The following is a 14,767-nucleotide window of genomic DNA, read 5'->3' as shown; positions in this document are numbered from 1 at the left end:
TAATACGGCTAGCGAATATCCGCCGTTTTATCCCAAGATACGACTTTTTGCAGTAGCATCATGCCTCGATCCAATAAGAACCCAACAATCCCGATAACGATGACCGCTACCATTATGCGCCCTAAAGAATCCGAGCTTCCATTTTGAAATTCATCCCAAACGAATTTCCCCAAACCGGGATTTTGCGCCAACATTTCCGCCGCAATCAAAACCATCCAGGCAATACCCAAAGAGATTCTCAATCCGGTAAACATCATAGGGATAGAGCAAGGCAAAACGATCTTACGAACATGCGTCCACCAATTAAGGTTTAAAACACGGCTGACGTTTTTCAAGTCTTGAGTCACTGTCGCCACACCCGCAGCGGTGTTGATAATGGTCGGCCATAAACAACACAACATGACAGTAAACATGGAGTTTAAAAAGGCTTTGTCGAACATAGGGTCATCCGTCACATAAAGTGCCGAAACCACCATAGTCACCAAGGGCAACCAGGCCAAAGGCGAAACAGGTTTAAAAATCTGAATCAATGGATTGAACGCAGCATAAGCGCTGTTACTCAAACCGATCAAAATACCCAAAGGAATCGCAATCACCGAGGCCAAAATAAAGCCACTCATCACCGTAACCAAACTACGCCCGATCTGATCAAAGAAGGTAGGAGGCCCGACATAATCACGCACCCTGATTTCCGCGTCCGGATCTCTTTCCAGTTTACGTGCATTACGTTCTTCCTGACGCTTATAAAAACGCTCTTCTTTGACCGCAGCTTCTTCCGCTTCGGCTTCCAGATTCTGGAACTGTTCAAAGGTTTGAACCGGCCCCGGAAACTGTCCGAGCGATGTATTTATATTAGACGCCGCCCCCTGCCATAAGAGCAGAAAAACCAGGATACCGGCTAAAGGCAAACCAATTGCGCGAATCAATAAATTGATCTGCCCCTTTCGGTCTTCGCCGATAGCCAACTTATAAAAAGGCTCGATAAAAGCCCACTTTAAAGGATTCATACAAACTTCCTTCCATTTCCATTCAAATTTCACAAAGGCCTGGCCGAGCCCGAAGGGCTCGAACCAGACATGAGTGAAAAGTTATAATTCCTGATTGCCTTTCAAACCGATTTTCATACTATCAATATAGTCATTCGGATGTTGTCCGTCATAAGGGATTCCATCCATGAAGTCGTTCTGCACACCACGGAAACCGTCAGTGTTGTAAACTTCGGCAAAATCGGATTTCTTAAAAGTACCGTCGGCAATCAATGCTTCAACCGCTTGCTTATAAATGTCCGGACGATACACTTTTTTCGCCATGTTTTTATACCAGTCATCCGATTGACCCTGAGAGATTTGTCCCCATCGACGCATTTGAGTCATGTACCAAATCGCATCCGAATAATATGGGTAGGTTGCGTTGTAACGGAAGAAAACGTTGAAATCCGGTTCCGAACGCTTATCCCCCTTCTCATATTCGAAAGTACCAGTCATGGAATTGGCAATAACCTTATAATCAGCGCCGACATAATTAGGCTTGGATAGAATTTTCACCGCATCCGAGCGGTTCTTGTTGTTTTGCTCATCCAACCAATAAGCGGCACGGATCATAGCCTTTACGATACGAATGGTCGTATTTGGATATTTCTCGTAAAAATCTTCACGCAACCCGAAAACTTTTTCCGGATTGTTTTTTTGGATCGAGTTATCGGAAATGACCGGCACACCGATACCTTTGAAAACCGCTTGTTGGTTCCAAGGTTCACCCACACAATAACCTTCGATGGTTCCGGCTTCCATGGTTGCCGGCATTTGTGGAGGAGGCGTGACAGACAAAAGAACATCCGCATCGATTGTTCCCGCCGTATCCCCTTTATCCGGTGCATAGTACCCAGGATTCAAACCACCGGCCGCCAACCAGTAGCGCAGTTCATAGTTATGAGTCGAAACCGGAAAAACCATTCCCATCTTGAAAGGCTTTCCGTTGTTTTTGTACTCTTGGATCACCGGCTTCAAAGCCGCTGCACTAATCGGATGCTTAGGCTTGCCGTCACTCATTTCAACGTGGGATTTCATTTGTTCCCAGGTTTTATTGGAAACCGTGATTGCATTACCATTTAAATCCATTGAAATCGGAGTAATGACATTCGCTTTGGTACCATAGCCGATGGTCGCGGCGATCGGCTGTCCGGCCAGCATATGTGCGCCGTCCAACTGACCGTCAATCACTCTATCCAACAAGACTTTCCAGTTTGCTTGTGCTTCAAGCTGAACATATAGCCCTTCATCTTCGAAGTAACCTTTCTCGTAGGCAATGGCTAGAGGCGCCATATCTGTCAATTTGATAAAACCGAATTTTAGATCTTCTTTTTCCGGATAGCCTAATTCGCTAGCGGAATAAACAACGGGAGCATAACTCGCCATAGATAGGGACAAACTGGTTGCCAATGCCAGACTCGTTTTTCTAAAAAAATTTCGTCTGCTTAATTTTTTGGTTACAGGATTTGACGACATAGGTTTTTCCTTCATTTTTTGGAGACACATTGCTGATAAATACCCTTATTCCATCCTCATCCCTGCCAGAGCGTAAATTGCAGGCAAAAAAAAACGCCCACAAAGCCCCCTGACTAAGGACTCTGTGAGCGTCTACACTCTATATGGAATTTAGCAAATATAAAGAAAATACCATTCCAAAAAATTAATTTTGATTAAAAATCATAATGTTAAATAAAAACATACCATTTCATAAAAGCATTTTTTCTCTAAACACGCACAACATAAAAACAATATCGCACCAAAAATGAGCATTAATGCTTTTTAATTTTCCGTCAAAGGCGCAATAAATTGATCTGCCCCCAGCTCAATCCCTTCCAGTAACCAAGGTTCTGAATGCTGACCTTCTACCTTTTTATTTACGCTTGGCAATTGAACCCCGTAAGCGGTTAAAACCGAACGGTACACGTCCGTTAGGTACACGGCCTCAGCCGTCTCGGCGATGTCCACCTCATCCGGAATTTGTCCCCAACGCTTCATTTGCGACAAAACCCACTCCGCGTGTGACTGCCAAGGGAAATTAGCCAGGTTATTGAAAGGCAAAGCAAAGTTTGGAATCTTTCGGCAGGTTGAACAACTCGGGTTGCACACCTCACCGTTAATTGCATTCTGGATAGATTCAATCGGCGCGCCGACATATTCCGGCAACGACAGATATTCAGTTAAACGTTCACGATTTTCTACCCGGCTGATCCATTCACTCGCCTGATAAAGCGACAGAATCAATCGTTCGTGAGTTTGTTGATTTGTGTCCGCCCATTCTTTACGCACACCCAGAACTTTTTCCGGGGCATTGTTCCATATCTCATAACCGGTAATCAGAGTGACCCCAACCTCACGTTTTACGGCATGCGTATTCCAGGGCTCTCCCACACAATAGGCATCAATCAGATCTTCTTCCAAAGCTTGAACCATTCTGGAAGGCGGCACCACGGTTATTTGTACATCCTGATCCGGATCGATACCGCCGGTGGCCAACCAATAACGCAACAGATACTGGTGCATTGAAAAAGGAAACACGACCGCAAAGCGAATCATCGGCAAACCTTGCTGTTTTCTTTGCTCGACGACCTGCTTCAAAGTCCAGGCACTTTTTTCCGGCTTTAGCACTAATTGTGACTCAAATTGACTCAACTCGGCATAAAGCGCATTGGACACACTGACCGCATTTCCGTTAAGGCCGAAAGAATAGGCTGTGACCAAAGGTCTTTTTACCCCTCCTACTCCCAGAGCCGATGTCATCAGCATCGGTGCCAGCATATGTGCGGCTTCAAACTCACCAAATGCAAGCTTGTCGCGTATGTTTGACCAGGAAACTTCACGATGCAAAGTCACATCCAAATCATTCTTGGCAAAAAAGCCCTCTTCCTTGGCAACGATTAAGGGAGCCGCATCTGTTAAAGGAGTAAACCCGATATTTAATTTTTCAGTCACCCGTCTCTCCTACAACTGGATTTCCAATACTTGAATAATATTTTTTGCGATTTCCGCGACCGGCTTATTTTGCTCCATAGACATACGTAGAATAGCCTGATGCGCTTCCTGTTCAGTCGCACCCTTATGTTCCACCAATAAAGCCTTGGCTTTTTGTAGCGCTTTATTCCCTTCCAGTTCGGATTTGGCTTTATGCAATTCTTCTTTTAATGCCTGGTACTCTTTAAAACGCGCTATCGCCACTTTCATAATCGAGCGTACGCGGTCAGGATTGGTGTCGCGTGCAACATAACCGCTCACACCGGAACGAATCGCCTCACTTACCGTATGATCGTCATCTTCTTCGGAAAACATCACTACCGGCATCGGATTATGCTGATTTAACAAAGACATGCTCTCCAATATATCCCGGTCTGGACAGGCCGTGTCTATCACGATGACGTCAGGCATATATTGCGCAACCTTTGCCAACAAATTCGGCCCGGGCTCAACCCTGGCAATGACTTCATAGCCATGATCCTGCAAAGACCGACGCAATAAAGCCGAACGAGCCAAGTCCTCATCAATCAACAAGACCTTTAAAAAATCAAATTGTCCCACTGCAAAAAAACCTTAGAAAATCATGAATGCATTTATTAAACCATCTATATGGTACAAGAAATAATCAAACATTAAATAAATATCAAGCTTCGAACAAGTAAGTTAATCCAAATAGAAGCCGTTCAGATTGACAGGTGGTTGGATTGCAAGAAATAAGATGGTCGGAGTGACAGGATTTGAACCTGCGACCACCACACCCCCAGTGTGGTGCGCTACCAAACTGCGCTACACCCCGATATAAGAAAGATTGAATTATAGGGAGTTTGAGTGACAAATCAACCAGGCCTATTCGTTTTGCCCGGTTTTTTTCATGTTCTTGATTCTGCGTTAGCAAACGGCAGAATCAAGACACCCCCTATAATGTTTGAGTTATATCAAGACTTTTGTTCCGGTTTTACCCAGCTACCGCCCAAAGCCTTATACAGGCTGACCAAGGCACTGGAATGATTCAGCTTCATGGTCACCTCGGCCAGTTCGGCATTGAACAGGTTGCGTTGCGCATCCAGCACTTCAAGATAACTTGAATAACCGGCATCAAAACGACTCTGGGCCAAGTCCAAAGTCTGCATCAAGGCTGTAACCTGGCGTTTCTGGGCTTCAAGCTGCTTACTGCTGCCTTCAAGCTGCGTCAAAGCATCAAGAACTTCTCTGAACGCGTTGCGAACCGTTTGCTGATAATTGATAACCATCGCCTTCTTGTCCGCTTCGCTGTAGCGAACCATGGCTTTACGGCGACCGTAGTCGAAGATCGGTGCGGTGATTCCGGCCGATGCATTCCAAGTAACCGCATCGTCGTCAAACAGATGGCTCAAAGCTTCACTTTGGAAACCTAGCAGACCTGTCAGACTGATCGACGGGAACAAGGCTGCTTTGGCGACACCGATATTGGCGTTCGCGGCAATCAAGCGCTGTTCGGCTGCATAGATATCCGGACGTCGATTCAACAGATCCGACGGCAGACTTTTCGGTATCGGCAAGCTGTGTGTGAACGCCAAGGATTCCGTTGGCATCGTTTCACCAGACATCTCGACCAGAACTTTCGGTGAACGCCCAACCAAAACGCCAAGCGCATGCAACTGCAGGTCACGCTGTTCCTCAAGCTGGTGAAGCGAAATCTGCACCGCAGCCAATTCGGATTCGGCCTGATAAACCGTCAGAGGCGTAACACTTCCATATTCCAACTGAGTCTGGCGTAGTTCAAGAGTCTCTTTTCTAGATTGCACCGTGTTCTGCGCCAACTTCAAGCTCTGGTTCAGAGCCATCAGATTTAGATAAGCCTTGGCGACCGCGGCACTGATACTTAATTTCAAAGTATGCTCATCGGCTTGTGTGGCCTTAAGCGTCGCTTCAGACTGTTTGACCGAAGCGTCAACCTTGCCCCACAAGTCGATTTCATAACTCAACAAAGCGCCCAATGAGAAATCACCAAACGTCGTCCCCTGATTTAGGGGATAAGCCTGGTCACTGCTCTGGGTACGGGCAAGTCCGGCGTTAGCATCCAACGATGGATACTGACCCGACTGACTCTGACGTAATACTGAAACCGCTTTTTCAAGATTCACACGTGCCAGAGCGATATTCTGGTTGTTTTCCAGCGCTTCGGCAATCAGCTTGTCCAAGGTCGAGTCACCACATAACTGCTTCCACCAGACCGATTCGTCTGCTGCGACACTTTTCAGCTGCTGAGACTGTGTCAGTTGCCACTGATCAGGCAGTTCGGTTTTCGGTTTTTCATAAACCGGAATCTGACTACATCCTGTCAGAAACAGGACGGGAATCAGTGTAGACCACGGCTTCAACACCGCACGATTCATCGCTTTACTCAACGTGAACTGTTTCATCTTTCTGACTCCTGTGTGATTGCAGCTTTCTCTATTTTATCTTCTTTCTTAGCGCCGGTTTTGACGGAAATACGTTCCGAAAATTCAGCAATCCAACGGAAGAACATTGGAACAAACAACGGTGCAAATACAGTCGCTGCAATCATACCGCCCACCAATCCGGTTCCCACTGCCTCACGGGCGGCGGCACCGGCACCGGTACTCAACATCAAAGGCACAGCAGCGATGGTGAACGCCAAAGAGGTCATCACAATCGGACGGAAACGCAGTCTGGCAGCATGTTGTGCGGCTTCCACCAAAGGCGTGCCTTTCTTGCGTTCCTGCATCGCCACTTCGACAATCAGAATGGCATTCTTAGCCGAGAGTCCTATCAAGGTCAGTAGCCCCAGTTCAAAATAGATGTCGTTACTCAAACCACTTAACCAGACAGCAATCGAAGCACCCAGTACCGCAAACGGTACCGCTGTGATAACCGCAAGCGGAATCGACCAGCGCTCATACTGAGCAGCCAAAATCAGGAAGACAAATAGCAAACCGAACAGGAACGCTTGGTTACCGGCACTGGCCGACTGTTTTTGCTGATAGGCTTCACCAACCCAGCCAAGTGAGTAACCTTCCGGCATCACCTCGTTAGCCACCTCTTCAAATGCGGCAATCGCCTGACCGGAACTATAGCCTGGAGCCGGCTCACCCATCAGTTTAGCGGCTGGGAACAGGTTGAAACGATCGACAACGTCAGCCCCCGTCAAACGATTGAAAGTTACCAAACTGCTCAACGGAATCATCTCACCGGTTTGCGAACGCACGAACACTTGAGACAGGTCTTCCGGTTTCTCACGGTAATCGGCTTCCGACTGCAGGTTTACCTTATAGGTGCGTCCGTACAGGTTGAAATCGTTGACGTACAAGCTTCCGAAAGTCGCCTGCATGGCGGCAAACACTTCCTTGGCAGAAACCTGCATGCTCTGCGCTTTTTCACGGTCCAGAACCACTTCATACTGTGGAACCTTCGTCGAGAAGGTCGTACGCACTTGCTTCAACTCAGGACGCGCCGCCGCTTTGGCAATCAATTCATCAGTCACTTTACTCAAAGCAAGAGACCCCTGGCCTGTTCGGTTTTGCAGATAGGCTTCAAAACCACCCGTCATACTCATACCCATGATGGTCGGCATACCGATTGGAATACTGAACGCATCCGGAATCATCATCAACTGACCGAATAGCTGACCGACAATCGCAGGTGATGACAATTCAGGAGATTGGCGCTCATCCCAGTGCTTTAGTTTCACGAACGAAACAGCCGAATCGGTTTTTTGAGTGAACGTCTGCAAATCGAAACCGGCGAAACTGATGGAGTGTTCAACACCTGGATGCGCCAACAAGGTATTGCTGACCTGATCACGCACCACTTCCATTCTCGACAAAGAAGAAGCCGGCGGCAAATAACTCAATACAAACAAAGTCCCTTTATCTTCTTGAGGTAACAAGCTTTTAGGCAAGTGATTCAGAGACTGGTAAGTCAAAGCAATCAAACCACCGAATAGGATGACACTGATCAAACTGTATCGCATGATCATTCGAACGCCGGCGCTGAAACCGGAAGTCAACCAACTGAAGAAGCGGTTGAAAGCACCGAAGAATCGACCTTCTTCCAGATGACCTGATTTCAACATGTTTGCACAAAGCGCCGGAGTCAAAGTCAAAGCGACAATACCGGAGATCGTGACCGAGATAACAATGGTAATGGCGAACTGCTTATACATCTGCCCAGTCAGACCGCCGATGAAGGCTACCGGCAGAAATACCGCCGCCAACACCAATACGATAGCGATGATCGGACCGGTGATCTCACTCATCGCCTTAATCGTCGCCTCTCGTGCGGACATTTTATAGGTTCGCATGATGCGTTCCACGTTCTCGACCACGATAATCGCATCATCTACCACGATCCCGATCGCCAGAATCATACCGAACAGTGTCAGCTGGTTGATTGAGAATCCAAGCAGATACATTCCGATGAAGGTACCGATAATCGAAACCGGAATCGCCAGAACCGGAATCAACGTTGCACGGAAGTTCTGCAGGAACAGGAACACCACAAGAACAACTAGAACCAACGCTTCAAGCAAGGTATAAATAACCTTGTTGATGGAGATTTCAACGAACTCGGTTGTATCGTAAGGCACGGCATAAGACAGGCCTTTCGGGAATTTAGCTCCAAGCTCTTCAAGCTTTTCATCAATCAATTTGGAGGTTTCAAGCGCATTCGCACCCGGCTGAAGGAATACCCCCATAGGCACAGTCGGTTTACCGTCGTAGGTCGCGTTGAAGTTATACGCCTGTGCGCCTAACTCGACTCTGGCCACATCTTTCAGACGCAACATCGCACCGTCTTTTTCCGCGCGCAGAATGATATTCTCAAACTGGGAAACATCGGACAAGCGCCCTTCGGTCGTCACCGTATAAGTGAAGGCCTGTGCTTTTTCCATCGGCTGCTGACCGAAACGACCCGCCGCAAACTGTGAGTTTTGAGCCCTAATCGCCGAAGAAATATCACTCGGTGTCAGGTTGTATTTCGCCAGCTTGTTCGGATCCAGCCAGATACGCATGGAATAATCCTTGGAACCGAACTGTCTGACCTCACCCACGCCCGGAATACGGGACAAATCGTCCAAAACATTGATTAGACCGTAGTTGGCGATAAAAACCGTATCCAGACTTGAGTCTTCGGAATAAAGTGCAATAACCTTAAGGATGCTGGAAGACTTTTTGTTAACCTTCACACCAGCCTGTTGAACTTCAGCAGGCAGGCGGCTCAAAGCTCCCTGCACCTTGTTGTTGACGTTGATGTTAGCCTGATCGACATCGGTACCGATGTCGAAAGTGACCGTCAAGGTCAAAGTACCTGACGAGGATGTGACACTATTGATGTACAACATATTGTCAATCCCGTTGATGGCCTGTTCCAGAGGCGCCGCAACCGTGTCGGCGATGGTTTCGGCACTGGCACCCGGATAGGTCGCGACCACACTCACCTGAGGCGGCACGATTTCGGGGTATTCGGCGATAGGCAACGATTTCATTCCCATGTAACCGGCGATTACGATGATGAATGAAAAAACCGTGGCCATTACCGGTCGATCTATAAAGAATCTCGAAAACATGATTTATCCTTTTCCGCTTAGGTTATTGCGCTTTCTGAGCCGGTTTTCCGGCTGAAGCTGCAGCTGGCAAAATCTGAACTGGTGATTTAGGTCTCAACTTGATCAGGTTGCTGACGATGACCTTGTCATCGTTCTTAAGACCCGCTTCAACCAACCAGTTGTCTCCGTACTGAGCCGCCAGAACAACTGGGGTCAACTCTGCCAACCCTTGGTTGACGACATAGACAAAGGCTTGCTGACCCATTTGCAAAACTGCTTTTTGCGGAATCGCAAACACGTTTTTACGTGTTGCGGAATACACTCTCAGGCGAACGAATTCTCCCGGTAGAAACTGCGAGTTCGAATTATCGAAAATTGCACGTGCCTGAACACTTCCGGTTTCGGCATCGATTTTACTATCGGTAAAATCGACAGTTCCTTTCGCCAAGACTTGTTGCTTGTCGTTAATGATTTCTGCAGTTAACTTATCGTCGCTTACAACTTGAACTTTGCCTTCAACAATTTCTTTATGCAAAGAAAGGCGCTGACTATCAGGAATCGCATAAACGACATAAATTGAATCCAACTGGGTAATGGTGGTCAGTTGGCTGTTTTTCGCATCCGTACCGACCAGGTTACCCACATCTTGCTGTTTGATGCCAGTCACACCGGAAATTTCCGCTTTGACCTTGGTGTAATCCAAATCGATTTGGGCATCGTTCAGAGCCGCTTTAGCCCCTTCCAATGAAGCCTTGGCAAGTTCTAGGTTGGAGATGGCCGTATCGCGCTCCTGCTCACTAACGGCTTTCTTCTTGAAAAGACCACTGACACGGTTATATTCCCTTTCCGCCTGGTTCAAACTTGCTTGTGCAACCTGAACCTGAGCTTTGGCTTTATTCACCAGAGCTTGGTAACGACGGTCATCAATCTGATACAGCATCTGACCCGCTTTAACGACCTGTCCGTCTTCATAAAATTTCTTCTGAAGAATCCCATTTACGCGCGCATAGACCGTAGCTTGCTGAACTGCTTGAGTTCGGCCCGGATATTCAAAAAAGACGGGCTTATCTTCGCTTTTGACTTCCAGCACACTGACCGGCATTGCTGGGCGTGCAGCGGCCCCGCTTTTTTCCTGAGAGGAATAAGCTTCGACAGGTAACAACATGGATGCAGCAAATAGTAATGAGCTCACTTGAGCCAAAGTTCTGGAAACAGCGAACATAGGATTTCCCTCAAATTGTATTTGACATAAAAATGAAGTGTAACATACACTACACTTTATTCTCAATCAGAGAATGACACTTTTTAGGTATAATATCCACATTAATATAAACACAAATAGAAATGTAGTATATTGAATTCAAGTAATATATTGAATTCGATTTATCAAGCGAGATTAAGAGTAAATCAATGTCCCAGACAGCCTCCAATAAAACCGCCACAGCCCCTGCAACCACGAAAAGAGGCTTGGCTCGACAACAAAAAATATTGGAAGTAGCAGAAACCGTTTTTCTGGCTCAAGGCTATGAAGGCAGCAGCGTCAATGAAATCGTCCGCCTCTCCGGTGGCTCCTTGGGAACGCTCTATCGAATTTTCGGGAATAAACTTGGATTGTTCGAAGCCGTCTTCAAAAAGAAATCAAAAGAGATCTTCACTCAGTTTGACGACGAAACTTTCTGGACGGATGATATAGCCGAAAGCCTATTCCAGTTCGGACGTACATTACAGAACGTCGCCCTTTCTTCGGATGGCTTAGCCATCTATCGATTAGTCATTACCGAAAATAACCTTGACCAAGGGGAAATCCAGAAAATCTTCTATAAATACGGCCCTCAAACTGCAACGACCATGCTTGAAAACTACCTGAAAAAACAGATGGCAAGCGGAAGAATCGAATTGATGGACTGTAAACTTGCCGCAACCCAATTTCTGGAAATGATCAAAGGGCCATTCATCTTGCGTTCACTTTTCTGCGAAGAAGTTCCAGAAGAGGAAATCATTCTGGCACTGAACCAGGCAATCAAAATTTTCTTAAAAGGCTGCAGCGTAGAAAAATAACGCTGAAAATAAAACAATTAAAACGAATTGTGAATAATAAAGCGAGTTGCCTAGAGAACTAGTAACGCTTTTGAAGGTAGGCTCTGAACTCTTGCAACTCAGCCTTAATGGTTTGAAGCTGTTGAAGCACGTCTTTTTTCTCTTCCGGAATGTCTTCCGAACTCAAGTTGACGCGACTTTTCGCCAAACGCGCTTTTGCACCTGGAATGGTGAATCCCTGATCATGCAGAAGACTCTTGATCTCAAGAATCAATTCCACATCATTACGCTGATAATATCTTCGGCCACTGCGCTTACTGGGTTCCAATTGAGGAAAAACCTGCTCCCAATAGCGCAGAACGTGTGACTTCAAGTCACACAGGTCTGCCACCTCACCAATGGTAAAGTACTTTTTATCAGGTAACTCTATCTCGATTTGAGTAGGAGTTGTCGATTTAGACTTCGGCATTGTTATTATCGATCTGCGCACGCAGTTTTTGTCCAGGCTTAAATGTTACCACTCTTCTTGCGGAAATTGGAACATCTTCCCCGGTTCTCGGGTTGCGGCCAGGACGTGAGGATTTATCGCGAAGCTCAAAGTTTCCGAAACCGGATAACTTGATCTGTTCACCAGAAATAAGTACTTCGCTAATCTGATCATAGAACTGCTCTACAATCTCTTTGGATTCGCGTTTATTGAACCCAAAAGTGTCAGATAAGGTTTGTGCAATATCCGCTTTTGTAAGAGTCATTATTATTATCCTTATTATTTAAGCTTATCTTAAAACAGCGTTAACCGCCTGTTTCGCCGAGGCTAGGACTTCATCGACCAAAGCATCAACCTCTTCATCCTGAAGGGTTCTTTCGGCGTGCTGGATTTTAAGTGTCAAAGCCACACTCTTCTGGCTAGGTTCAATCCCCTGGCCACGATAAATATCGAAGATGTCCACCGATTGCAGAATATCGGATTCCACAGCCGAAACAGCATCAAGCAACGCCTGAACACTGACGTTTTCATCCACGACAAAAGCCAAGTCACGTTGAACTTCAGGGAACTTGGAAATCGCCTTAGCGGCTGGCACTTCCATTGTCATCAACGCATCTTGACGAATTTGGAAAAGATAGACGTCATCGCTGACACCCATCGGCTTAACCCACTGAGGGTGTAATTTACCCATGATTCCGACTTCCTTGCCGTCTTTAATCAAGGCGGCAGACTGCCCCGGATGCAGCGCTGGATGGTTACACGCTTCAAAACGTACATTGCCAAGCTGATGGCTCATGCGTAGTAGCGTTTCAACATCGCCTTTAAGGTCGAAAAAGTCCACCTTACGGGTCACTTCATCCCAACCGGAATCGGCAACCGATCCTACTACAGCACCACCAATCATAGGTACCTGGGTAGCACCGGTCGAATCACTGTCGTTCTTATAGAAAACAAGACCGGTTTCGAAAACACGTACGCGTGGCTGCTGACGGTTCTGGTTATAGGAAACAGTTTGCAACAAACCTGGGAACAACGTCGTTCGCATCGCTTTCATGTCGTCAGAAATAGGATTCTGCAACAACACATACGGTAAATCAGGAGCCAACATCTGCTGCTTGCCCTCTTCTACGAAACTGTATGTGATGACTTCGTTGTATCCGCGCTGAACCAATGATACTTTCAGTGCATTCAATTCTTGTTCTGATTCAGGCAGCTCGTTCAGAGTCATCGGAGCAAGCACTGGGGTTTCAGGCAGGTTGTTGTATCCGAAAATACGTCCCACTTCCTCAATCAGGTCCATCTCGATGGCCATGTCAAAACGGTAAGTAGGCGCTGTTACAGACCAACCGTCAGCCGTCGTTTCAATACCGAAACCAAGCCCGTTGAAAATGCTTTCGACTTTTGCATCGTCAATCTCAAGACCCAAGCGTTTAGAAATTGTCTGACGACGCAATTCAATCGTGACCGGCTTCGCCAAATGCGCTTCAGACACAACAGACTGGATTTCGCTGACCTTGCCACCGGCAATTTCGGTAAATAACTGCAATGCACGGTTCAATGCGCGCTCAGGCAACATTGGATCCACGCCTCGTTCGAAACGGTGCGACGAATCAGTGTGCAGACCGTATTGACGAGCTTTTCCGACTACAGCCAAAGGCGTGAAGTGTGCGCACTCAAAGAAAATTGTTTTGGTTTCATCCGTTACAGAGGTACTCAAACCACCCATAATACCAGCCAAGGCAATGGCTCCGGAATCGTCTGCGATCACCAAGGTATCGTTCTTAAGTGTTAATTCTTTTTCATCCAACGTTACCAACAATTCGTCAGCCTGCGCCTTACGGACCTGAACTTCACCCTGCAACTTATCAAAATCGAAAGCATGCATCGGCTGCCCTAGCTCCAACAACACATAATTTGTGATGTCTACAACCAAGCTCAAAGGACGTACACCACCTCTTTCTAACTTCTGCTTCATCCACAGTGGCGTTTTTGCATTAGTATCGAAGTCACTGACAACACAACCCAAGTATTTTGGACAGGCCTCGGTCTCTGCAACAACAACCTTTTGCGAGCAAGAACCGCTGCATTCGATAGCAGCCATGTCGAAAGGTACCTTGAATTCCGCACCACTGATTGCCGCCACATCGCGGGCAATCCCTTCGATGCTTAGACAGTCCGCACGGTTCGGCGTCAGGTCGACATCGATGACAACGTCGTTCAAATCCAGATATTCACGTACGTCCATACCGACCGGCGCGTCTTCAGGCAAGACAAACAAACCGTCTACACCATCATCCGGCAAACCGATTTCCGTGGCACCACACAGCATACCATTTGAAGGTACGCCACGAAGCTTAGCTTTTTTGATTTTGAAATCACCCGGCAAGACAGCACCGACTTTCGCGCAACAGGCTTTCATACCAACAACAACGTTCTTGGCACCGCAAACTATCTGCAAAGGCTCGTCTTCACCGACTTCCACCTGGGTCACGTTCAACTTGTCGGCATCCGGGTGTTTCTCACAAGCAATGACTTGCCCTACAACCACGTTACTGAATTCACCAGCAACAGGCTCAACGTCATCTACTTCCAGACCGGCCAGGCTTAACGATTCTGATAATGTATTGGTATCCCACTCAGGGTTTGTCCACTCTCTTAACCAATTTTCACTAAATTTCATAT

General features: G+C 46.9%; 11 protein-coding genes and 1 tRNA gene. 1 reads left to right on the top strand and 11 read right to left on the bottom strand.

All coding sequences use genetic code 11. The features are described from left to right. Positions 1 to 8: 8 nt before the first annotated feature. From QCB45_RS07255 to QCB45_RS07220, 8 genes are all read right to left on the bottom strand, one after another. A complete protein-coding gene (locus QCB45_RS07255; RefSeq protein WP_279420208.1) occupies positions 9 to 1,007 on the bottom strand; it encodes an ABC transporter permease in 999 nt (332 codons plus the stop codon). An 81-nt stretch (positions 1,008 to 1,088) separates the two neighbouring features. After that, the gene (locus QCB45_RS07250; RefSeq protein ID WP_279420207.1) at positions 1,089 to 2,504 is read right to left on the bottom strand and encodes a CmpA/NrtA family ABC transporter substrate-binding protein; all 1,416 of its coding nucleotides are present in this window, start codon (positions 2,502 to 2,504) and stop codon (positions 1,089 to 1,091) included. A gap of 303 nt (positions 2,505 to 2,807) precedes the next feature. Beyond that, complete coding sequence (locus QCB45_RS07245; protein ID WP_279420206.1) at positions 2,808 to 3,977, bottom strand: CmpA/NrtA family ABC transporter substrate-binding protein; 1,170 nt, start codon at positions 3,975 to 3,977, stop codon at positions 2,808 to 2,810. A gap of 9 nt (positions 3,978 to 3,986) precedes the next feature. Further along, on the bottom strand, positions 3,987 to 4,577 hold the full coding sequence (locus QCB45_RS07240; protein ID WP_279420205.1) for a response regulator: 591 nt from the start codon (positions 4,575 to 4,577) through the stop codon (positions 3,987 to 3,989). A gap of 158 nt (positions 4,578 to 4,735) precedes the next feature. Then, a tRNA-Pro gene (locus QCB45_RS07235) sits at positions 4,736 to 4,812 on the bottom strand. A 139-nt stretch (positions 4,813 to 4,951) separates the two neighbouring features. Further along, on the bottom strand, positions 4,952 to 6,418 hold the full coding sequence (locus tag QCB45_RS07230; protein WP_279420204.1) for an efflux transporter outer membrane subunit: 1,467 nt from the start codon (positions 6,416 to 6,418) through the stop codon (positions 4,952 to 4,954). Continuing rightward, positions 6,415 to 9,582, bottom strand: coding sequence for a multidrug efflux RND transporter permease subunit (locus QCB45_RS07225; RefSeq protein WP_279420202.1), 3,168 nt, complete (start codon positions 9,580 to 9,582; stop codon positions 6,415 to 6,417). The genes QCB45_RS07230 and QCB45_RS07225 overlap by 4 nt, the downstream gene beginning before the upstream one ends. Positions 9,583 to 9,604: 22 nt before the next feature. Continuing rightward, positions 9,605 to 10,783, bottom strand: a complete 1,179-nt coding sequence (locus QCB45_RS07220; protein ID WP_279420201.1) for an efflux RND transporter periplasmic adaptor subunit — start codon at positions 10,781 to 10,783, stop codon at positions 9,605 to 9,607. Positions 10,784 to 10,971: 188 nt separating this feature from the next. Between QCB45_RS07220 and QCB45_RS07215 the strand changes: the two genes are divergently transcribed. Continuing rightward, on the top strand, positions 10,972 to 11,619 hold the full coding sequence (locus tag QCB45_RS07215) for a TetR/AcrR family transcriptional regulator (RefSeq protein ID WP_279420200.1): 648 nt from the start codon (positions 10,972 to 10,974) through the stop codon (positions 11,617 to 11,619). 58 nt (positions 11,620 to 11,677) lie between these two features. Here the strand turns inward: QCB45_RS07215 and QCB45_RS07210 are convergent, their stop codons facing one another. The 3 genes from QCB45_RS07210 to pheT are packed head-to-tail and all read right to left on the bottom strand — an operon-like array spanning position 11,678 to position 14,765. Further along, complete coding sequence (locus tag QCB45_RS07210) at positions 11,678 to 12,067, bottom strand: MerR family transcriptional regulator (protein WP_279420199.1); 390 nt, start codon at positions 12,065 to 12,067, stop codon at positions 11,678 to 11,680. Then, the gene (locus QCB45_RS07205) at positions 12,054 to 12,350 is read right to left on the bottom strand and encodes an integration host factor subunit alpha (RefSeq protein WP_279420198.1); all 297 of its coding nucleotides are present in this window, start codon (positions 12,348 to 12,350) and stop codon (positions 12,054 to 12,056) included. The genes QCB45_RS07210 and QCB45_RS07205 overlap by 14 nt, the downstream gene beginning before the upstream one ends. 24 nt (positions 12,351 to 12,374) lie before the next feature. Continuing rightward, a complete protein-coding gene (gene pheT, locus QCB45_RS07200; RefSeq protein WP_279420197.1) occupies positions 12,375 to 14,765 on the bottom strand; it encodes a phenylalanine--tRNA ligase subunit beta in 2,391 nt (796 codons plus the stop codon). Positions 14,766 to 14,767: the final 2 nt, after the last annotated feature.

The sequence above is a fragment of the Thiomicrorhabdus sp. ZW0627 genome (assembly GCF_029767005.1).
Classification (GTDB): domain Bacteria; phylum Pseudomonadota; class Gammaproteobacteria; order Thiomicrospirales; family Thiomicrospiraceae; genus Thiomicrorhabdus.
This window is presented reverse-complemented; position numbering and strand designations above follow the sequence as displayed.